A 19,643-nucleotide genomic window follows, 5' to 3' on the forward strand; every position below is an offset into this window, starting at 1 on the left:
GATAGATTGTTCAGGCCACAATGAGCGAGGATATCGTCGCCGACATCACTTGCCGGTTTTTCCTCAGCAAGAAGCGAGGGGACGGAAAACCGGTCAAGGGTCGGATCATCCTGACGGAGCGACGGATGGTCCTCGCGTCTGCGGCCGAGAAGAAGACGATCCCACTCTCGAGGGTCGTCGACGTCAACGTCGGGAGCGTCCCGTACCAGGTGAAGAGTTTCTTCGACGATACTGTAACGGTCGCCTACAAGGGAAGTGAGCGAACCCAGACGGCGATCATCGAGAGCGAGGACGAAAACGTCGAGAAACTGACTTCGATCCTGTTTCGTCTCCTGTTGAACGACAGGAAGGTCGCGATCCAGCATCCGACGCGGATCGACGGCCGTCGGAGAGACGCTCCGGTCGTTCTCGGGGAACTGTCCGTCGTGAGCCAGCAAATCGTCGTCCAGACGCAAAATCGCTCCGTTTGCATCGACGTTGCCAACATCACACAGCTCGATCAAGCGAACCGGATCGGCGACGACGACCGCACGACACTCGTCGTGACACACATCAACGACGAGACTGGGCAGGCGATCACGTCGCTCATCGCCCCAGCACGGAGCCAACACGTGAACCTGCTTGCCAGGTACATCCATCTCGGACTCGACGAACTGCGCGAAGAGATCGAAAACATTCAGCTCTCTAAACCCGAGAAACGTCTGCTCGTCAACCTCCACTCGACCGGCGGCGAACTGGACTTCAGGAACGTCCTCGACGGCGATCCGGCCTACGTGACGAACGTGTTACACTCCGTCAGGCGAAAGAACCTGATCGTCGAGACCGGTAACGATATCTCGCTGACAGCGAGAGGTCGCATCGTCGTAAGCGAACAGATCGGAGCTTAATCGAACAGGTCGTCCGGATTGACCTGTGCGTTGTCTGTGTTCTCGACCAGCAAGTCCTCGAGCGCTGCTTCGAGTTCGTTCCGGTGTGGTAACGCGAGCATCTGACAGGTAAACACCTGATCACTGTTGGTCTCGATGCTCGAGTCCAGCAGGAACGCGTGATCGTCGGTTTTCCCGATCTGTTCTGTCACCGGCGTCATCACGGCCGTTCCAGTGTCTGCGACGAAGTTGGGCGGTTGATGTTTGATCTCGGCGCTCAGGACGTTCGCCCAGCCGTCGACGAAGCCACTGGTCATGATGTTCGACAGCTCTTTGAGTGCCTCTTGCTCCATCTCGTCCCACTGTCCGTCGGTCTCCATCGGGACGAGTGCGTCGACGACGGCGCGGCCGGACGGCTGATCGAACAGAATAACGAGGTAGCCACTTATCTTCCCGTCGTACTCCATGACGGTGCCGACGTACCGCTTCGTTCCGACTTCTTTGGGGATGTCCTCGATGGGGACCAGCGTCAGCCGGCTGATGTTGACGGTCGTGTCGATACCGGTCATCGAGGTGATGTTCGTCGCCGCCTTCTGGGCACCCTCCTTGGTCATGTCGGTAAAGACCTCGAGCTTTTCGAAGGAGACGCCGTCTTCGGCCTTGGGCTTGAGCGTTCGCTCGAGCGAGTTCGAGTCGGGGATCAGGAGGATACGGAAGTCGACGGTCTCGTTAGCGTCGCTGCCTTCTTCGACTTCGACGCGGCTCCGGAACACGAACAGGTGACTCTCGATGTCGTTGATCGATACCGGGAGGATGTCGGTTCCCTGCCCCTGGATGTACGTCGGCGGCGAACTCTTGATGGTCGCGTTCAGGTAGTTCGCCCAGCCGTCGACGAAGCCGCTGGTCATGATGTTGCCGACCTCTTTGATGCTACTTTTTTTCTTCTCGGGGTCGTCGGCCGGCACGAGTTTGTCGGTGATCGCTTCTCGACCCTGTTCGTCGAACGCGAGAGCGACCTGACCCGAAATCTCCCCGGAGAGATCGATGCAAACGCCGGCGAACTCCTTGGCGAAGAACTCGTTCTCGAGGTCCTCGGGAGACATCAGCGAGACGTTCGTCACCCGAACGTTGGTGCCGATACCAGTCAACTGTGAGAGGGAGTCGGCAGCCGCTTGTGCACCGTCGTGGGCGAGTTCTTGGTACGTCTCGAGCTCTCGAATGTCGATTTCCATGGCAAGTTACCCGGAAGTGATGCTGTTGAGTTCTTCGAGCACGCTTTCTTTCTGGAACGGTTTCGTGATGTAGCCGTCGGCACCGGCTTCGATGGAATCTTTCATCTGTTCGGCCTGTTCGACGCTTGTACACATGACGACCGTCGCGTCGGAGTCCAGATCCGTGATCTCGTCGGTTGCCTCGATACCGTCTTTGATCGGCATCACGATGTCCATAAAGACGACATCTGGGTCTTCCTGCTGATAGAGTTCGACTGCTTCGACGCCGTTCTCGGCCTCACCGACGACGTTGTGGTCCTCCTCAAGGATTTCGCGAAGAAGATCCCGCATGAATCCGGAATCGTCTGTGATCAACACGTCCATGGGCGAGTCAATACACCCATATGACTTAATTATGTTGACCGAACTGCCAGCGATTCGAACGAAACGAAAGGAAGGAACGGCTGTCCTCTCGCTCGAGGAAACGAACCTGTTCTGATACGGATTGCTGTCCCGATTCCCGGTACAACCGCTTTGGATCGCGGGCGCGCCGGCACTGACGGACGGAAAACCGTCCGACCGTTCGGGTGAGCGTGGACAGAACCGAACGTCCGGCGGTACGCCCACTCGAGGGAGCGATATCCGGTCTGCTGTGGTGATGGCCCGACTCGACCGCGGAGGTCGTACGTTGATCGCGATCGCATCGGAACGTGCGTCCGACGATCCGTCTCAGAGCGTCTCGACGTCGAGAATCATGACGACTTCGCCCTCGCCGAGGACCGACGCACCGCTGATTCCTGGCGTCCCGCTGAGTACACCTTCGAAGGGCTTGATGACGACTTCTTCCTGGCCGGCGACGTCGGAACAGCGGAGACAGACCTGTCTGACCGAGTCTTTGATCCGGATGACCATGTCGTCGTCTGCGGGTTCGGTGTTGGGAACGTTCAGTCGCTCACCAAGCGACAACAGCGGGTAGACACGGTCGTCGTGAGTGACGGTGGGTCGCCCTTCGACCGTCTCGACGGTGACGTCGCCGAACTCGGAAATCTCGTCGATGTTCTTGATGGGAACGCCGTACTGCTCGTCGCCGATGGTGACAAAGAGCACGCGAACGATGGCGACGCTGACGGGAAGCATCAGCGTGATCGACGTCCCTTCGTCGGGTTCGCTCTCGACGTTGATCGAGCCGTCGACTCCGCGAACGACCTGCTCGACGACGTCCATCCCGACGCCACGGCCGCTGACCTCGGTGACTTCCTCGGTCGTCGAGAACCCGGGATGGAAGATGAGGTCGTACACCTCGGAGTCGTCTAGCACACGGACTTCCTCTTCCGTCTTGATCCCCTGATCGACCGCTTTCTGGCGGAGTCCTTCGACGTCGAGACCACGGCCGTCGTCCTCGACAGTGACCGAGACCCGGTCGCGTTCGCGTTCACCGATCAGCTTGATCGTTCCTTCGCGAGATTTCCCTTTCTTCTCGCGTTCTTCGGGCGGCTCGATCCCGTGATCGACGGCGTTGCGGATAAGATGCATCAGCGGATCGCCCAACTCGTTTAGAATCGACCGATCCATCTCGATGTCGATCCCCTCCATCTGGAAGTCGATCTCTTTGTCCTGCTTGCGCGAGATGTCACGAACGACTCGCGGGAAGTTACCGACGATCTTCTTCAGGGGAACGAGCCGGATCTCGAGGACGGTATCCTGGAGCCGCGAGGTGATCTTGCCGTGTTCCTCGAGTTCGTCTTCGGCCTCGACGAGTTCGTGGTCCTCGATGATCTTGTGGAGTTTGATCCGGCTGGTGACCATCTCCTCGACCTGGTTGTACAGTTGGTCGATCTGTTCGACGTCGACCCGGATCGACTCGACTTCCTGGGTACTGTGGGTGGTGTCGGAATCGTCGGTCGATTCGTCGTCGGCAGTGAGTTCGTCGGCCACGTCCTCGACGCTGACGTCGTCGACGTATCGGTCGTCCTCGTAGAAGTCCACGACATCGTCACTGCTGACGCTCGCATCGGTCAACAGGTACACGTCGATTTGACCGTCGAACTCCTCCGACTCGATCGTCTCGTCGTCGGGAACGGTCCGGACCAGTTCGTACTCGTTTCTGGTCGAGTCGAGCACGAACATCGCATCGACGTGTGGAGCCTCCTCGTTGGCGATCGCAAGCGACACTCGCAAGAGTTCCTCGTCGTCGCCCAGATCGACCTCGTCGGCCAGTTCGTCGACCGGCATCTCGCGGGAACCGACCGTCACACCGTCACGTTCCGCCTCCGTCTCGGTGGCTGCATCTCCGGTCTCGATCGACGATCGGATCTTCGTGATCGTCGCCTCCGGATTGGTCTCGGTCTCTCCGTCGTCGGAAATCTCGTTGACCATCTCCTCGAGGAGATCGACCCCGCTGAAGATGAGGTCCATCCGTTCACCGGTGACGGCGAGTTCCCCGTCGCGGATCTCGTCGAGCAAGTCCTCGATCGCGTGGGCCAAGTTACTCGCCTTGGAGTAACCCATCACCCCGAAGTTCCCCTTGAGGTTGTGTGCGACCCGGAAGACTGTCTCGATGGCCTCGGATTCCTCCGGATCGGGGTCGTCCTCGAGTTCTAGCAGTGCGTCGTTGAGTTTTCGGATGTCTTCCTTGCTCTCTTGGACGAACGTCGAGGTGGCGTCGCTCATGACGACCACCCCCGGAAGGCGTTGACGACTCCTTCGGCGATCCGGTCTTCCGGCAGGACCATGTCGACGTCGACCTGCTCGGCAGCGACCTTCGGCATGCCGTAGACCCTGGACGTCTTTTCGTCCTGCACGATAGCCTTGCCGCCGGCTGCTTTGATCTCGGCCAGCCCGTCGGCACCGTCTGCTCCCATCCCAGTCATGATGACACCAGCGAGATTGCCGGTGACCGTCTCCGCCGCGGTCTCCATCGTTACGTCGATTGCCGGCTTGACGTTGTGTCGCTTGGGACCGTCGTCGTGGGTGACGGTGAGTTTCCCGTTCGAAAAGCTCGAGACGGCGAGATGGTAGCCACCCTTTGCCAGGACACCCTCGCCGGCACCGATCGTGTCGCGACCGGCTGCCTCTCGAATGTCGTAGTCGGTTCGTTTGTCGAGCCGTTCCGCGAAACGTTCCGTGTAATGGTCAGCCATGTGTTGGACTATGAGGATTCGTAACCCTGCGCGCTCGGGTAGTTCGGACAGGACCCGCTCGACGACGCGCGGGCCGCCGGTCGATGCACCGATCACGAGCGTTGGCTCGCGTGGAAACGCCTCGGTCGCGTCGACGTCGACCGTCGCCAGTTCGTCGGCCGTCGATCTCTCGTTGCCGGAATCGGTACTGCCGGAGATGTCCGCCTTGGCGACCGCACGAACCTGTTCGACGATCTCGTCCTGTTTCGACCAGATCGGGACGGAGTTGTCGCCGCTTGGCTTCGCGATGAAGTCGACCGCACCGGCCTCGAGCGCCTCGAACGTGGCTTCTGCGTTCTTGGTCGTCTGTGAACTGATGACCAGCATCGGCGTCGGCCGTTCGTCCATCACCTGCTCGATTACTTCGTGGCCCGTGAGACCTGGCATCTGGATGTCGACCGTTGCGATGTCGGGCTCGACGTCGGTGATCAGCTCGACGGCTTCGGTGCCGTTTTTCGCACGACCGATCACGTCGATCCCACCGTCTTCGAGAATCTTCCCGAGGGTTTCACGCATTACTGCAGAATCGTCTGCGATGACGGCTCGGACCATCAGTGACGATCGGGGTGTTTGCGGGTCGGTTGCTGCACCGTCTCGGTCTCGAAACCGGGATTGGAGCCGGATGCGAGTATGGAAACGGGTGTGACGCCGAATACTGGCCGGCCCTGCTGTGTCGGACGTGGAGAGAAGATGGTACTCATAACTGAGCTAGCTCCCGTATGCTGGCAGTGGAAAAACGCTATCGACGCACCCTCCGGACGTGATCGCGGAGACGGCGGCGTCGCCGGCCCACGCTGTCTTCTCGTCCAGGTAACTGTCACTGTCGGCGTCGAAGAATTCGACCGCGGACGGAACCGTCGCGTCGGCGTCGTCAACGAACGATACGGTCACTGCCATGGGACTGAATTGCCAGGTTCGCTTGATAAAGAATTCGGCCGATCCAACCCGCTGGGAGGCCTACGAGATACAGTTGGCCGTGTGAGTTATGTGGTCAGAGTTGAAACGGTCCAGGAGAATGGCGGAACCCGCTCGGCTGTGTGTAACAAACCAGAAAGGAGGTGTCGGAAAGACGACTGTCGCGATCAACCTGGCCGGGGCCCTGAACGATCGCGGACAGGACGTTCTCTTCGTCGATATCGACCCGCAGGGAAACGCGACTGAAGGACTCGGGCTCCTCGAGGCCTACGACGCCGAGCCGCCGACGTTGCTCGACGCTCTCGTCGATCCCGACGACGTCTCCGCCGAGGAGATCGTCTACGACCATCCGGAGATGGACGTCGTCGCGAGTAACGTCGATATGAACGCCGCTTCGTCGGCGCTATCGTCGGCGGAAAACGCCGAGATGCGTCTCGATCGGCTGTTGTCGCAGCTCGAAGACGGATACGACTACGTCGTCGTCGACTGCCCGCCACACCTCGGAGTTATCACCGACAACGGACTGTACGCGGCCAGAAATCTCGTTATCCCGGCACTCGCCGAGCCGACGAGCAAGCGGTCGATCGAGTTGCTGTTCGACTACGTCGGCGCACTCGAGATGGATCACGACGTGACGATCGAACCGTGTGCACTGGTCGCAAATCGGATCGAGAACACGAACGCAGCCGCGGAGATGCTCGCGTGGTTCGACGATGCGCTGCCGGAGACGCCGATCTACCGGATTCGCAAGCGGGTCGCCTTCCAGCGTGCGTTCACGGACGGACACTCAGTCTTCGAGGCCGACGAGGAAATCGACATGAGCGAGGTGTTTGCATCGATGGCAACAAAACTGGACGAACGGCTTGCGAAAGAGGAGGTATCGGCATGACCGACGACAGGGCGCGTCGCATCCGCGAGATGCGAAACCGGGCGAATCCCGCACGATCCGCCTCGAACGACACCGAAGACACTGACGACGGTTCCCCCGACCAATCCACCGACGAATCAGAAGACGTCACCAACGAGAAGCGTTCGGTCGACGGATCGACGGGAACCGACGAGACCACAGCTAACTCGAAAGCAGCGAACGAAGACGACTCGAAAGCGGAGCCAGCGGCTACCGACGGGACGTCAGACGAGTCGCCCGCGACGAACGAAGCCGCGTCCACGGACTGTGACGAAGCCGACACTGACTCCACCGACGAGACTGCTCCCGAGTCCTCGATAGACGATACTGACGCGTCCGCGTCTCCGGCAGACGATACTGACGCGTCCGCGACCGAAGACGCGGACACGGACAGCGCTACGGGAGACGTCTCCGAGTCGGAGACCGACTCCGGCGCTGTCGACACCGAACTCGAGCAGAACATCGACCCGGCGTTGCGGGGTGCCATCGCGGGCACTGGTGGCGTAGACTCTGCTACGGGTGACGAGGCAACCGTCGACGCCACGGTCGTCGGCGCGGCCAGTGAGAGCTACGATGACGCAGCGATCGGTCGTGGGAAAGAAGTTTTCGAGCGTGGCGACTCGTTGATCGCGTCGGCACACGACGACGAGAATACGATCCAGATGCTCGAGTTCTATCTCGAAGAGAGTCGGCACGCGATCGAGATAGATCTCGTCAGTGCGATCGTCGAGATGAAAGACATCACGCGGTTCCCGCGTGGGCCGGACGCGATCGACGGCGTCACTGACCTCCGGGGCGAGATCACGGGCGTGCTCGATCCGACGGTCCTGTTGGACGTCGAGCGAAACGAACTCTCGGACGACCACTACATCGTTGTCATCGAACGCGACGACGAGCAGAAAGTCGGTATTCGCGTCTCCGACGTCTCCCAGGCCGTGACCTATCGCGAATCCCAAATCGACGAGACGGCGGATGCAATGGAGGAAGACGCCGCCGCACAACACAAGTTCGTCGAGGGAATCATCAAGAAAACCGAAGAAGACGAGACGACGCTTGTCACGTGGCTCGACATCGACAGCATTATCGAGAAGGTTGCGACTCAACGCACCGTCGCCGGGACAGAAGCGTAATCCTGTCTTTCTTTTGTCAGTCCGTCCCGCCGACTCGACGCACCGTTTCTGAAAACGCCGTTTCCTGTGGCGCACCTCGAGCGAGTTTCCGCGGTGGTAGACACTTTCTACCGGGCTTCGACACGACCGAGCACACTCCACTCGGAAGAAGCGGGTTCTCGTGGACGCTGTTCGCCGGACTCTGCAGTACAGGACGTATCGTCGAGACGGGACGCCGAGAGAAGAGGGAGCGTCGATTTTAGTGCCGACGAGAATCGAGGAGCTTCGACCACCGACTCCCGTGGCGATTTACACGCGAACGTCCGTTGGATTGATCCAGAGCACGAAATCGTCGTCACGGCGGATGACACCTGCGATTCCGTCGCCCTCGACGGAGGTGTCGACCTCCTGGAGCTGGATCTCTCGGACCTGGTTGACTTCGTCGGCGAGCCAGCCGATCCGTTCTTTGGAGTCTTGCTTTCGCTTGAAGACGATAATCCTGCTGCCGAGCGTCTCTCCGTCGTCCTCGCCGAAGATCTTCCGCAGGTTGACGATCTTCGTCGTCTCCCCGCGGAGATCCATCACCCCCTCGACGTGGTCGGCCGTATTCGGAACCGCGGTCAGATCCGCGGTATCGACGATCTCTGCGATGTAGCCGATGTCGACGCAGTAGCGGTTCTCCCCGAGTGCGAACTCGAGGACGTTCGTACGTAGGTCGTCCGTGGTCTGTTTGGTCGTAGACATGGTCAGTTACGATGGTTCGTCGGCGCGAGTGGAGCTGACTGTGACGCCAGGAGCGGCGTCGAGGCCGACCCGAACTCGGCCGCGAGTGCGCTCGATTGGGTCGTTCGGAGCCGACCGGCTTCGTCCGGCATACACACGGAGATTGCCACGTCATCCCCGGAACGCGGTAATCTCCTGTCGGCTCCGGACATAGTCATGAAAGGGTGAGTAACACAGATAAGTGTTTTTGCAGATGGTCGCCGGCGACCACAGCGCTGATCTAGCGCGACTCGAGTCGGTCTGTGTCGCGGCTTTTATCCTGCTCGAGGGCCGACAGCGGGTAATGAGTGACCTGCGCGCCCGCGAGGAGTTTCTCTCCGGCGACCGGCCGGACGACGTCGTCCTCTTTCTGTCTGACTCGTTCGTCTCCGATGACCGCCTCGATGAGTTTGGTGAGCGCGTCGACGATGGCGTCCTGCTCGTCGTCGACGGCGAGCGAGGACGAAACGCGTTCCAAGCGGCGATCGGCACCGATGCGATGGATTTTGCCCGGTCGGCGATGGAGCACGAGGGGGTCGTCGACGTCGACCTCGCCGGTGGGACCTGCCCCGAAACGCCCGGCGACGACGCCGCGGACCACGAGGTCAGGTTCGTCTTTGCCTTCACGGAGAAACAAAACGAGGACGCTGGCGGTCTCTACGCGGAGGGCGACGTCGTCCACGCCTACGCCCAGTGTTCGTGTGGCGTGGCGTACTCGGACCGATGGAATCCGAGCGATGCCGACACGAATACCGACTGATTCGGTTCCTGTCGGACGTTCGCCCACACCCCAATCCGAGCGACTGTCCCGATGTACCGGGTGACCGCAGGAATGCTCGCGGTCGCGCCGGAAAGGCGATTTACACGAGGTGACTGATCGCGCGAACAACAGGCCGCCCGGTACCGGCAGCCGTTGCCGCGCTGCCAACGACTTTTCACCCGTTCGTAGTCCGACGGCTATGACGACCGATTCCGACGACCCCGAGTTGAGCGACGCAGAAGCCGACGCGTTACACGAAATGCAACTCGGTATCGAGTACGTCCACCGGGCGTACGGCTCGTTGCTCGCGTTTCACCATCAGCTTGGACACGCGATGGATCGAATGGCAGACGCCGAGGACGAACTTCAGACGGCCGGCCACGACGAGTGGGCCGACGCCCTCAGAAACGAGCATCTGCCGGCAGGTGCAGTCAGCGACCAATGGACGTTCGAACTCGTCGAGGAGTTCTCGACGGGGTTTATGGACGACATCGTCGCCTTCGAAGCCGAGGCTCGAGAGGAGTTGGCGGACGGACTCGATCACGTGACCGAACGCCAGCACAAGCGCCGGCTGCGAGAGCGTGCCGACGGTGACGAGGCGTCGGCTACCGAGAACTGATACGAATTGCTGTCGGCCATTTCTGTCCGGATCGCCGGACGAATCGTGATCGTGCCACCCACTCGTGACAGCGACTCGCTTGCCGCGAGTGAGAAGTATTTTCGCTCCCGTTCGCGTATCCTCGCGTATGAGCGACCGGTACGACGTCATCGTTCTCGGCGTCGGCGGCGCAGGCAGTGCGACCGTCGCCCACCTCGCTGCCCGCGGCGTCGACGTTCTCGGCCTCGAGCGATACGACGTTCCCCACAACTACGGCTCGTCACACGGCTACACCCGTCAGTTCAAACTCACAGACGCCACCGATCCGGCGTCCGCTTCGTTGCTCCGCCGGGCCGAGGCGCTGTGGCTGGACCTCGAGGACGACACCGACAGGCAGTTGTTCTCCCGGACCGGTTCGATCGACGCCGGTCCGGCGGACGGCCCCCTCGTAGAGGAGGCGGGGGAGGCCTGTGCTACCCTCGGTTGTGAGTACGAACGTCTTTCACGGACAGAACTCGCCGATCGATACCCGGCGTACGATCTTCCCGACGACTACGAGGCGATCTCTCAGCCCGACGGCGGATTTCTGGATGCCGAAGCCTGTCTCGTCGCCCACGTCGAACGTGCTCACCGTGACGGGGCGACGATCCGCGCTCGCGAACGGGTCGTCGACTGGTCGCCGACGGACGACGGCGTCCGCGTCGAAACCGACTACGACGCCTACGAGGCGGCCAACCTCGTGATCACCGCGGGCGCGTGGACGGCACAGTTCGTCGACGCACTCGAGGACATCGCGGTGCCGGAACGACAGGTCGTCGCGTGGTTCCAGCCCGACGACCCTGCACGGTTCGAGCGAGCCCGGTTTCCCGTCTGGAACCTCGAGACGCCGGACGGACGGTTCTACGGTGCGCCTGCACACCGCGTTCCTGGGATCACGTTCGCCCGTCGTCACCACCGCGAGAAGACCGTCGACCCCGACGCCTTCGAACGGGAGCCGACCCAGGCAGACGAACGGTTCCTCGAGGAGTTTGCCGAGCAGTACTTCCCTGGCGGCGTCGGCCCGACGCTTCGCATGGAGACCTGTCTCTATACGAATACGCCAGACGAGCAGTTCGTCCTCGATACGTTACCGGACCACTCACAGGTCGCGGTCGGTGCCGGCTTCTCCGGGCGCGGTTTCGCCTTTGCTCCCGTTGTCGGTGAAATTCTCGCTGACCTGGTCGTCGACGCGGAAACGGACCACGAGATCGAGCCGTTCTCGCTGGAGCGGTTCTAGTGGCGGGCCAAGCCTGAACTGATGGGTCGAATCTGGCGGTGTGGCTCGATCCGACCCGTCAGTCGACGGTTGGGACAGTACTAGTGGCGGGCCACCCCAGACTAGCGCGTCGAACCGGCCACACGACCGGATGCTGTCGAGCAACGCGGCGTGAGAGCCTATCGATCCTCTACTGGGGAGTTCGTCTCTGTCCTTTCGTCTCTCTCACTTGAGTCGTCCGTCGTCGTTTCGTCGGTCGGTTCCGTGGACCGATCGTCGCTCTCGTCCACACGAGCCGGTCCGTCGTTCGAGCCGCCACGAGCAGTCGGTTCGAAAACGGACTCGAGAGCCGGCGGCTCGTAGACGTACGCTGCCTCCTCGTGACGGACGACGTACCGTTCGGTCCGTCGGTCGAAGAGTACCGGTGCGCCGACGTCGATCCCGACTCCTGCCAGATCCGCCAGCGTTTCGACGGGCACGCGTTCGCTGGTACCTCCATCCAGAACGTCGTCCTCGTCGAACTCGAGTTTCGACGCGGGAAGCCTGACAGGCGTCAGCAACTCGTCGAACTGCTCGCGGTCGTTTCGATAGGCGAGCCACTCGAGTTCCGTCGACGTCGGTTCCGAGAGTCGTCGTGAGCCGACAGCCAGGCCGACCGTGCCAGCCAGTCCGAGGACGAGGAGCAACGGGCCACCGACGGTATGGAGCGGTCCCGCAGTTGCAGGGACAGTGACCGTCTTGGACTCGTCGTAGGACTCGTCGTATGCGTCCGTTCCCGCGTCGTCGATCCGGTACGTGCTCCCGTCGTATTCGATTGGAACCTGGTACTCGTCCGCGACGGACCGGTGATCGCCCTCGATTTCGCCTTCGACCGTGCGCTCGATTTCGATGTGTATCTCCGTCGCTCCGGGACTCGCTTCGAGATCGGCTTCGATCTCGTCGATCGTCGCCGCGACCTCGGTGACGTCGACGGTGAAGTCGGCCGTGACATCCTCGTGTGGTTCGACATCCTTTTCGCTGACAGACGCGAGATTCTCCCGCTGGCTCCAGTAGACCGTGTCGCCCCCGTCGTCGGGCTCGACGGCCCGATACGCGAGATCGATGGAGACGCCGAGAGCCACGTTCCTGGCGGTTTCGGCCTCGTACCCGCCAACGAACTCGCCGTCCAACTCCGGCGTCACCGCCGTGTAGTAGAGCGGTTCGTTCTCGAGCACGGTCCCGTTCGGATAGACCGCAGTGGCGTCGCTCACCATCGCTTCGTGAGCCAGTGCTCCCGTCGCAGACCAGGACGACTCGAGTCGCTGGTCGGTCTCTTCGGGTGGAGCGGCGTACGCCCCGTAGCTCAACCACCCACCGAAGACGACGAGGACGACACACGTGATCACCAGTGCCGTTCGGTATTCCGCGAACAGTACCCGAAGCTGCAATCGTCGCTTCGCGTGTTCCTCGTCCCGTCTCTCCCCGTCAGTGTCGGACCTATACATAGTTAGTTTCTTCCTCGGGAATCCGAACGTCGCTGTTCGCTGTGACTCTCTCGTCGTCGCCTCCGCCTCGTCACTCGCCGGAGACGAGGGTCAGCCGGCTCGAGCAGGAGTCGACCGAGCCAGTAGAACCCGCCCCCGAGCAATGAGACGATGGCGACGAATGGGACCCACGGATGAACGTCGTACAGCCAGTCGAGTACCGGTAGCGGCAGGAGAGACAGAAAGCGATACTCCGTGACGTACGCCGGGTGGTAGCCGGTTTCGTCGGGTGCCGTAATCGAGAGCGTCACCTCGGCCGACTCCCGCGGAGCGACAGTCGTCGGTCCTGGCTCGACGTCGACGTTCTCACTCTTCGGCTCGATGTAGGTCACGATCGGAACGAAGCCACCGTTTCCTACCTCGTACGGTATCTCCTCGGTCGTCCCCTGTTCGACCACCAGCGGGCGATCCGACTCGAACTCTGCGCTGATGACGTCGTGAGAGTGAGTCCCCGCTGGTGCGACCATCGCCGCCGCCGCGGCGACGACTACCAGCAGGGCGAACGCTCCTGCGAGCAATCGTGGGTCGAACGCCGCCTCCACCCCACTTCCGTTTCCGCCTGACCGATCTGACTCGAGCGACGACCGACCGTCGGATCGACGCCGCTCCCGGACCGTCTCGATAGCGTAGAGACCGATCGAGATTCCTAACAGCAGGTAGGCCAACCCTGCTGTCTCGAGAAACGTACGGACTCCAAACGTCGTCGCGAACCACCGCTGACCGCGCTCGAGTCCGTCACCGATCGCCATTACGCCGGTCCCGAGGTTCGGGATCGTGACGACCTCGTCGTTTACCTGCAGTGCAGACGCGACGATTTGCCCGTCTTGGACGGACGGCTCACCGCTGTCCTGGTCGGTGAAGGGATTTGCGTCCCCGCGAGTCACGTATCCCCGGTCGGTTTCGTCGACTACCCGATGTGTCGTCAGTCCACCGCCGTCGATTTCCTCGGCGTCGAAGACGACGACGTCGCCGACCGTCGGATCGCCACCGACTTCACTAGGTACGGCGACGAACCCGTCGCCGGTCTCGATCGTCGGTTCCATGCTTCCGGTTTCGACGAACCCGAGCAGAATCGGCTGGCCGAGGATCTGTCCGGCGAGCAACCCGACGAGAACGACGATTCCGATACCCTGCGCTCCCCGTCGGATCATCCCAAATGAGGGCAATCACGTACGGTTATTTGAAAGTTAGGGTATTTGAACTGTCTGCGGGCCTTCCTGGATCGCGCGGTGGTCACTCACCGATACGCTCGACGCAAACGACCGACTCCCAGTCCGACGGCAATCACGACGACGAAAACGACGACCACTGCGGACTCGATAGTGGCAGCCGTCCCGTCGGCCGGATCGAAACCACTACGATCGGCAACACTGCTGTCGTCGACAGCGTCTTCGGCATCACGGTCGGTTTCCGAACCATCGCCGGCAGCGCCTAGCCCAGCGTCGTCGGCCTCGCCGTCCGTCTCCGTCTCTGGTGTCCCAGTGCTCACGACGTAGTCGGACTCCGGATCGACGGGAACGGTGTACTCGAGTGTCCCCTCCGTTTCGTCGACTCGCTCGACGTCGATCTCGGCCCATCCTTCCCTTTCGTAACGGTGGACTGTGATCGGGACCGCGTCGCCGCTTTCGGTCGCAAGGACCGTTCCGTCGCGTTCGAGCTCATGATGATCGACGACCAGGTGGTACTCGATCGTCTCGAATGCCTCTGCCGGAGCGTCTTCTATCGTGACAGCGCCAATCGGCTCGGTCTCGTCGGCGGGACGAAGCTCGTTCGCGTCGAGCCACCGGTCGACGCTGACCGCGAACGAAACCGCCGCGCCCGCGGGTGCGGCCGTGATCCGCTCGAGGGTGACGCCATCGGTCAGTGCCAGTCCACGCAGATCGATCGATGTCGACTCTGTTCCACAGTCCGCGGCGTTCGTGATCGAAACCTCTCGTGTCGTCTTTTCCGGCATCTCGACCGTTACGGTCGGTGGCGGACAGGTCGGCACCGACGCAGACCCCGACGGAGGCCCCGACGCCCCGGCAACCCCACCCGAGCCGTCGGGGATCGTTCCGTGAATTTCCACGCCATCGATCAGCACGTCCACCGTCTCCACGTCGCGTGAGTCGACGGTGAAGCCGACGTCGATCGAGTCGTCGGGACCCAGTGTCGCCCTGTTCTGTTCCCCCTCGATCGACGTGCCGGTATCGTCGGAACGGTAGAACGCGATGTCGGGCGAACCGTGCTCGAGCCATACCTGGACAGACTCGTCGCCAGTGTGATTGAGTCTGACTACGTCGTCGATGCCGGTGACCGTCTCCGCCGGAACGCCGTCACCCTCGACGACGTCGTTACCGGCAGCCAGATCGATCACGAGTTCGTCGTCCCCGTCCAGGGAAGCGTACGCGCCGTGAGGCCCGTCGTGCGGTTCGACGGTAACGCCCTCGAAAACGCGGTCGTGGCCGCTGTCAGGACTGGTTCCACCGGTCGCGGCGGCAATGAGCAAGAGCAAGCAGAGGATAGCGATTCCGAACGCTCCCCGTCGGCTCATCGGCGTTGCCACCTCGCGTGACGTCTCCGTTCTCGAGTCGGCATTCGTGTTCGAAACTGGTGTGTCGTTTCGGGAGCGCCGCCTCTCTTGCCGAGGCGAAGCTCCCGGGCTCTGTTCGAACGCCACCCCCTCCCCTGGGGGAGCGTCGTGTTCGACGACGACGGTGTCGCCGTCGATGGGAACGCGACGGTCGGGTGTGGCAGATGGCTGGCTGTCGAAGCGTCCACCGTCCCGGCGACGCGACCAACCATGCGAACGAGTTGTGGGTGATCGGGTGATCGGACGATCGCGGGGTCGCGTCGCCGTCCGCCTCGAGAATCCCCGTGGCCAAGACGGACGGCGTCCACTCCCCATCGCGTTCCCACTCGAGAGAAGCTCAGCTATAGCTATTGTAATACGGGTGTTGACCGGGTTTCAGCAGGAGTAAACGGCGGTGTTCGACTCTCCAGGAGCTCGTGATGTCTTCGTTGTGTCTTCAGACCGGCGTCGTCACTGACCGTCGTTACCAGTCCGGTCGCCGCTGTCTTTCCGTTCACTCGAGCGCAACGACTGACAGCGGCGACAGCGGAGACGAAGTCGATCGGCGAAGGGAGTCGACTCCCTCTTCAGGCTCAGTTTTCGGGCGCAGCCGCGTGAATCGTGAGGACGACGTTGTAGGAGTCGGTGTCGATGTCGTGTGTTTCGATCTGTAAGCCAGCAGGGAGGCTTTCGCCAACGCCGATCGAAGCCGACGGGTCGTCGGCTGTAAGCAGTTCTCCCGTTTCTACGTCGTACATCTCCACGGATGGAACTCCGTTCGTTTCAGCCTGCGTGCTGTATATCTCTACCGATTGTGTCCCCTGGTTCTTGACTTCGAACAGGCCAGGCCCATCCGCACCGACATCGCTCGAGAACCGATAGATGGAGTCCGAACCGAGTCCTTCCGGATCGGTTTCGTCGCCGTCCGGATACTCGTGTTCGCTCTGGCCGGGGAACTGGAACTTTAGCTGACCGCCGTCGATGTCCGCTCGTTCTCCCTCGTCGATCTCGTCGAGAACGAGGAACGCGCTGTGGTCGTCTTCTGTTTCGACCGTGATAGACCGACGAGCTTCGACGCTAGTAAAGGCACCACTGCCGAAGACAACACTCCCTCCGGCGGTGATCGCGCCCAGGCCGCCAATGAACGTTCGGCGTCTCATTGTAGTGTGTTTGTCGGCGGTATCGAACCGCCGCTATCTGTTTAGGCTGGGAAGTTGTCCTCGGTGCCGGCCACGATGGTGAGGGTGTCGTCGAGCTCCGGGAAGTCATCATCCTTGTCGAGATTGAACGCGAACCCGATGGTGATGCCCTCACCGGGGCCGATCTCGGGCAGTTCGTCGACTGAGAAGTTGTCGGTTCGGATGCCCTGCTCGCCCTCGCTGGGGGAGCCGGTACCGTACTCGAGGTTCTCTCGCGAGACGAAGACGAGGAAGTCACCGACGTCGAACCCGTCCTCGTCGGGTACGTCGACGCCGATCTTTACCTCCTGAGTCCCCTGATTCTCCACTTCGAGCACACTCTCGAAGTTAGTGAACGCACGGTCGTTGATACCCTCTCCGCCCGCTTCGGTTTCCGTGAAGTCCAGGCTCACGATGCCGCCACTTTCGTCGACGTACGCGCCGTTGTCGTCCTCAGACGGCCCCAGCGCGAGGAACGCGTCCGAATCGTGAGCTACGTCGACCTGGATGTCACGGTCGGCCTCGATGCTCGTAAACGCGCCCGTACCGACGGCCGCTGCTGCTCCCGATGCCAGTGCTCCCATTCCGATGACGAATTTGCGTCGTTGCATTGTTGATCTCTCCGTCGTTTCCGCAGGGGACGACGTCCACCACGACGATGGCCCGTCGCCGCCCAATCCCCTGTCCAGGGATTACAGGCCGAAAGACTCCACCAAGGGATATTGTAATACACCTGTGGAGTTAATTTCAGGTCCGGATGTCGAGCAGTCAGTCACTTGCTGACTCCGTCAGACCACACCGAGTGACTGTTGACGTTCTCGACCGTGAGTGAATCACATACCTGCACCCACGCGTCGAGTATCGGCCCTGAACCGATTCGGCCAAGCGCTGTTCTCGAGTCGATATCGGTGTCATTTACTCCACTCAACTTTGGTCTGAAACCCTTTGCATTCAGTCAGCCGTCAGTTAGTCCCTCTTCAGCAGCACCTGATCTTCTGCCAACTCCACGAGAATCAACGATCGTTTCAACTCGTTAAAATAAGAACTAGTTGGATTCAATTACTTATTGACGACACAACCTTTTTGCCGGGGGGTGTGATACCGGGTATCTGATGGGGACAACTCACGCAGCCCAATCCGCCAATACGGACGTGACGGGGAACGACGCCGACGGGGGTTCATCCGACTCCGACTCGACGAACGCTACTCTCACCGAAGACGAACTCTTCGAGATGCTCTCGAACCGGCGACGGCGCTACGTCCTCCACCAGCTCATGCAGGAAGACGAGCGTATCGACGTCGGAACGCTGTCAGAAGAGATCGCTGCTTCCGAAGACGGTATCGATCTGCAAGCGGTCTCGAGCACCGACCGAAAGCGAGTCTACACGGCACTACACCAGTCACATCTGCCAAAAATGGACGAAGCGGGCGTCCTCGAGTTCAACAAGGACCGTGGGTTCGTCGAACCGACGCCTGCACTCGAAGACGTCGAAATCTACATGGACGTCGTTCACGGTCGCGAGATTCCGTGGAGCGACTACTACATCGGTCTGACCGCACTGTCCGGCGTGTTGCTTGCGCTGACGGCGTCGGGGATCGGACCGTTCGGTGCAGTTTCCTCGTATGCATGGGGCACGTTCGTCGTCGTCGCGCTTGCGGTCTCGTCGATTGCACACCGATACTACGCACGTCGCAATCGCCTGGGGATCACAGAAGACCCTCCTGGCGTCGAACTCGAGTACTCGTCGAACACCGATGGATAGTCTGTGGTTCGTTGCCGTGTTCGATCTGTGAGTCGTAACACGCTGAAATTCCCTCACTGATACGCCCGAGATGAACCGAACGAGACGCACACTGCTCGCGATGATCGCCGGATCGAGTGGCCTGCTCGCTGTCGACACGCTCGGACACTCGAGCAGCGAACTCGATCGAGACATCTCTGTCGGGGTGGTAAGCGACGCGAACGCGTATCTCGGATTGGTCGACGACGACGTCGAAACGGGTGGGCTCCTCTTCGGCAACGGCACACGGTATCCGCTTGCGACGTTCGACGTCGCAAACCGGCTTACCGAGCCGATCGAGGTAGCCCTCGGGGTCGAGGACGACCGCGTCCGGTTCGTGCCGACGTCGGACGCCGAAGCCAGCGACGCCGTCACCGCGTTCGACCTCGGCGTTGGCGAGAAGACCGCCGTTGCGATCGATCTCGACGTCCGTTCTACTGTCCCACCCGTCGACGAAACGATCACGACGACACTCGAGGTCGAAGCCGAAGGAGAGACGACCCATGTCGAGACTGATCGGTCGCTCACGCTCGTCTCGGGGGTGTTGCTGGTCGTCGACTGGTGTTCCTCGTGGCACCACGACGGACGACTCGTGATCAGGAAACGACGCGACCTAGGCGGCGACTGCTGTTTGCTCGTCGAACTCGTCGACTGTGTTGGCGACGAACGGACGACGGTCGCCGAGGTCGACGCCTCGAACGGACTGTTGCCGAAACTCAGACTGGCTTTTCCCGAAGCGAACCGTTCCAATCCTGGACGTTCGACTTCGAAGGGACGCGACGACACCGGAGCACCCCTCTCTCAATCTCGCTCCGAGTCCGCGTCCGACCCGGCTCTCGTGACGGCAAGCGGTGTCGAAGTCGAACTCGAGTGGGAGGCGACTCTCGGCGACGAGAAAGAGACGGCGACGACCGGCGAGTCGAGCCTTCCCGTTCTCGAGGTCGACCCCGATGGTGCGCTCGAAAACGAGACGTCACGGTCGACCGAACCACTCGAGGTTCGCTTTTCGAAACTCGCGGAGTAGCCAAACTGTTCCGGTCTGAACCGA

Annotated in this window: 19 protein-coding genes; 8 read left to right on the plus strand and 11 right to left on the minus strand. The window is 61.3% G+C overall.

What is annotated here, in order from left to right:
- Positions 1-20 precede the first annotated feature (20 nt).
- Positions 21-887: a CheF family chemotaxis protein gene (locus NATGR_RS09505; RefSeq protein ID WP_005577736.1), complete on the plus strand. Its 867-nt coding sequence runs from the start codon at positions 21-23 to the stop codon at positions 885-887.
- Here NATGR_RS09505 and NATGR_RS09510 read toward each other — a convergent pair.
- The 5 genes from NATGR_RS09510 to NATGR_RS09530 all read right to left on the minus strand — a co-directional run bounded on the left by NATGR_RS09510 (position 884) and on the right by NATGR_RS09530 (position 6,153).
- Positions 884-2,098, minus strand: a complete 1,215-nt coding sequence (locus NATGR_RS09510) for a chemotaxis protein CheC (RefSeq protein ID WP_005577735.1) — start codon at positions 2,096-2,098, stop codon at positions 884-886. The genes NATGR_RS09505 and NATGR_RS09510 overlap by 4 nt on opposite strands.
- A 6-nt stretch (positions 2,099-2,104) precedes the next feature.
- The gene (cheY, locus tag NATGR_RS09515) at positions 2,105-2,461 is read right to left on the minus strand and encodes a chemotaxis protein CheY (protein ID WP_005577734.1); all 357 of its coding nucleotides are present in this window, start codon (positions 2,459-2,461) and stop codon (positions 2,105-2,107) included.
- Between the two features lie 345 nt (positions 2,462-2,806).
- Positions 2,807-4,747 carry a chemotaxis protein CheA gene (gene cheA, locus NATGR_RS09520; protein WP_015233514.1) on the minus strand — a complete coding sequence of 647 codons (1,941 nt, stop codon included), beginning with the start codon at positions 4,745-4,747 and terminating at the stop codon, positions 2,807-2,809.
- A complete protein-coding gene (gene cheB, locus NATGR_RS09525) occupies positions 4,744-5,808 on the minus strand; it encodes a chemotaxis-specific protein-glutamate methyltransferase CheB (RefSeq protein ID WP_005577732.1) in 1,065 nt (354 codons plus the stop codon). Before cheB ends, cheA begins: the two co-directional genes overlap by 4 nt.
- A gap of 156 nt (positions 5,809-5,964) precedes the next feature.
- Positions 5,965-6,153, minus strand: a complete 189-nt coding sequence (locus tag NATGR_RS09530) for a hypothetical protein (protein ID WP_005577731.1) — start codon at positions 6,151-6,153, stop codon at positions 5,965-5,967.
- 118 nt (positions 6,154-6,271) lie between these two features.
- Between NATGR_RS09530 and NATGR_RS09535 the strand changes: the two genes are divergently transcribed.
- On the plus strand, positions 6,272-7,060 hold the full coding sequence (locus NATGR_RS09535) for a ParA family protein (RefSeq protein ID WP_005577730.1): 789 nt from the start codon (positions 6,272-6,274) through the stop codon (positions 7,058-7,060).
- On the plus strand, positions 7,057-8,208 hold the full coding sequence (locus tag NATGR_RS09540) for a chemotaxis protein CheW (RefSeq protein ID WP_005577729.1): 1,152 nt from the start codon (positions 7,057-7,059) through the stop codon (positions 8,206-8,208). Before NATGR_RS09535 ends, NATGR_RS09540 begins: the two co-directional genes overlap by 4 nt.
- A 288-nt stretch (positions 8,209-8,496) precedes the next feature.
- On the opposite strand, the gene NATGR_RS09545 is transcribed toward NATGR_RS09540, so the two are convergent.
- Positions 8,497-8,931 (minus strand): chemotaxis protein CheW, encoded by a 435-nt coding sequence (locus NATGR_RS09545; RefSeq protein ID WP_005577722.1) that lies wholly within the window; start codon positions 8,929-8,931, stop codon positions 8,497-8,499.
- A gap of 322 nt (positions 8,932-9,253) precedes the next feature.
- Between NATGR_RS09545 and NATGR_RS09550 the strand changes: the two genes are divergently transcribed.
- The 3 genes from NATGR_RS09550 (at position 9,254) to solA (ending at position 11,583) form a co-directional block, all read left to right on the plus strand.
- Complete coding sequence (locus tag NATGR_RS09550) at positions 9,254-9,709, plus strand: DUF5807 family protein (RefSeq protein WP_049887860.1); 456 nt, start codon at positions 9,254-9,256, stop codon at positions 9,707-9,709.
- Between the two features lie 199 nt (positions 9,710-9,908).
- A complete protein-coding gene (locus NATGR_RS09555) occupies positions 9,909-10,328 on the plus strand; it encodes a BAR domain-containing protein (RefSeq protein ID WP_005577720.1) in 420 nt (139 codons plus the stop codon).
- Between the two features lie 127 nt (positions 10,329-10,455).
- Positions 10,456-11,583: an N-methyl-L-tryptophan oxidase gene (solA, locus tag NATGR_RS09560; protein WP_005577718.1), complete on the plus strand. Its 1,128-nt coding sequence runs from the start codon at positions 10,456-10,458 to the stop codon at positions 11,581-11,583.
- A 158-nt stretch (positions 11,584-11,741) separates the two neighbouring features.
- Here the strand turns inward: solA and NATGR_RS09565 are convergent, their stop codons facing one another.
- The 5 genes from NATGR_RS09565 to NATGR_RS09585 all read right to left on the minus strand — a co-directional run bounded on the left by NATGR_RS09565 (position 11,742) and on the right by NATGR_RS09585 (position 17,425).
- Entirely contained in the window at positions 11,742-13,046 is a 1,305-nt protein-coding gene (locus NATGR_RS09565; RefSeq protein ID WP_005577716.1) for a DUF5305 domain-containing protein, read from the minus strand.
- Positions 13,047-13,048: 2 nt separating this feature from the next.
- Entirely contained in the window at positions 13,049-14,236 is a 1,188-nt protein-coding gene (locus NATGR_RS09570) for a S24/S26 family peptidase (RefSeq protein ID WP_005577713.1), read from the minus strand.
- An 86-nt stretch (positions 14,237-14,322) separates the two neighbouring features.
- A complete protein-coding gene (locus NATGR_RS09575) occupies positions 14,323-15,618 on the minus strand; it encodes a hypothetical protein (RefSeq protein ID WP_015233515.1) in 1,296 nt (431 codons plus the stop codon).
- 611 nt (positions 15,619-16,229) lie between these two features.
- Positions 16,230-16,796 (minus strand): hypothetical protein, encoded by a 567-nt coding sequence (locus NATGR_RS09580; RefSeq protein ID WP_005577710.1) that lies wholly within the window; start codon positions 16,794-16,796, stop codon positions 16,230-16,232.
- A 41-nt stretch (positions 16,797-16,837) separates the two neighbouring features.
- Positions 16,838-17,425: a hypothetical protein gene (locus tag NATGR_RS09585; protein WP_005577709.1), complete on the minus strand. Its 588-nt coding sequence runs from the start codon at positions 17,423-17,425 to the stop codon at positions 16,838-16,840.
- Between the two features lie 501 nt (positions 17,426-17,926).
- Between NATGR_RS09585 and NATGR_RS09590 the strand changes: the two genes are divergently transcribed.
- Positions 17,927-18,577 carry a DUF7344 domain-containing protein gene (locus NATGR_RS09590; protein WP_015233517.1) on the plus strand — a complete coding sequence of 217 codons (651 nt, stop codon included), beginning with the start codon at positions 17,927-17,929 and terminating at the stop codon, positions 18,575-18,577.
- Positions 18,578-18,647: 70 nt separating this feature from the next.
- Positions 18,648-19,619: a hypothetical protein gene (locus tag NATGR_RS09595; protein ID WP_015233518.1), complete on the plus strand. Its 972-nt coding sequence runs from the start codon at positions 18,648-18,650 to the stop codon at positions 19,617-19,619.
- Positions 19,620-19,643 lie beyond the last annotated feature (24 nt).

This window comes from Natronobacterium gregoryi SP2 (assembly GCF_000230715.2).
GTDB lineage: Archaea > Halobacteriota > Halobacteria > Halobacteriales > Natrialbaceae > Natronobacterium > Natronobacterium gregoryi.

Excerpts from the sequence above, each read along its gene's own strand:
- NATGR_RS09505 (WP_005577736.1), top strand. The coding sequence starts at position 21 with ATGAGCGAGGATATCGTCGCCGACATCACTTGCCGGTTTTTCCTCAGC.
- NATGR_RS09510 (WP_005577735.1), bottom strand. The coding sequence starts at position 2,098 with ATGGAAATCGACATTCGAGAGCTCGAGACGTACCAAGAACTCGCCCAC.
- cheY (WP_005577734.1), bottom strand. The coding sequence starts at position 2,461 with ATGGACGTGTTGATCACAGACGATTCCGGATTCATGCGGGATCTTCTT.
- cheA (WP_015233514.1), bottom strand. The coding sequence starts at position 4,747 with ATGAGCGACGCCACCTCGACGTTCGTCCAAGAGAGCAAGGAAGACATC.
- cheB (WP_005577732.1), bottom strand. The coding sequence starts at position 5,808 with ATGGTCCGAGCCGTCATCGCAGACGATTCTGCAGTAATGCGTGAAACC.
- NATGR_RS09530 (WP_005577731.1), bottom strand. The coding sequence starts at position 6,153 with ATGGCAGTGACCGTATCGTTCGTTGACGACGCCGACGCGACGGTTCCG.
- NATGR_RS09535 (WP_005577730.1), top strand. The coding sequence starts at position 6,272 with ATGGCGGAACCCGCTCGGCTGTGTGTAACAAACCAGAAAGGAGGTGTC.
- NATGR_RS09540 (WP_005577729.1), top strand. The coding sequence starts at position 7,057 with ATGACCGACGACAGGGCGCGTCGCATCCGCGAGATGCGAAACCGGGCG.
- NATGR_RS09545 (WP_005577722.1), bottom strand. The coding sequence starts at position 8,931 with ATGTCTACGACCAAACAGACCACGGACGACCTACGTACGAACGTCCTC.
- NATGR_RS09550 (WP_049887860.1), top strand. The coding sequence starts at position 9,254 with ATGAGTGACCTGCGCGCCCGCGAGGAGTTTCTCTCCGGCGACCGGCCG.
- NATGR_RS09555 (WP_005577720.1), top strand. The coding sequence starts at position 9,909 with ATGACGACCGATTCCGACGACCCCGAGTTGAGCGACGCAGAAGCCGAC.
- solA (WP_005577718.1), top strand. The coding sequence starts at position 10,456 with ATGAGCGACCGGTACGACGTCATCGTTCTCGGCGTCGGCGGCGCAGGC.
- NATGR_RS09565 (WP_005577716.1), bottom strand. The coding sequence starts at position 13,046 with ATGTATAGGTCCGACACTGACGGGGAGAGACGGGACGAGGAACACGCG.
- NATGR_RS09570 (WP_005577713.1), bottom strand. The coding sequence starts at position 14,236 with ATGATCCGACGGGGAGCGCAGGGTATCGGAATCGTCGTTCTCGTCGGG.
- NATGR_RS09575 (WP_015233515.1), bottom strand. The coding sequence starts at position 15,618 with ATGAGCCGACGGGGAGCGTTCGGAATCGCTATCCTCTGCTTGCTCTTG.
- NATGR_RS09580 (WP_005577710.1), bottom strand. The coding sequence starts at position 16,796 with ATGAGACGCCGAACGTTCATTGGCGGCCTGGGCGCGATCACCGCCGGA.
- NATGR_RS09585 (WP_005577709.1), bottom strand. The coding sequence starts at position 17,425 with ATGCAACGACGCAAATTCGTCATCGGAATGGGAGCACTGGCATCGGGA.
- NATGR_RS09590 (WP_015233517.1), top strand. The coding sequence starts at position 17,927 with ATGGGGACAACTCACGCAGCCCAATCCGCCAATACGGACGTGACGGGG.
- NATGR_RS09595 (WP_015233518.1), top strand. The coding sequence starts at position 18,648 with ATGAACCGAACGAGACGCACACTGCTCGCGATGATCGCCGGATCGAGT.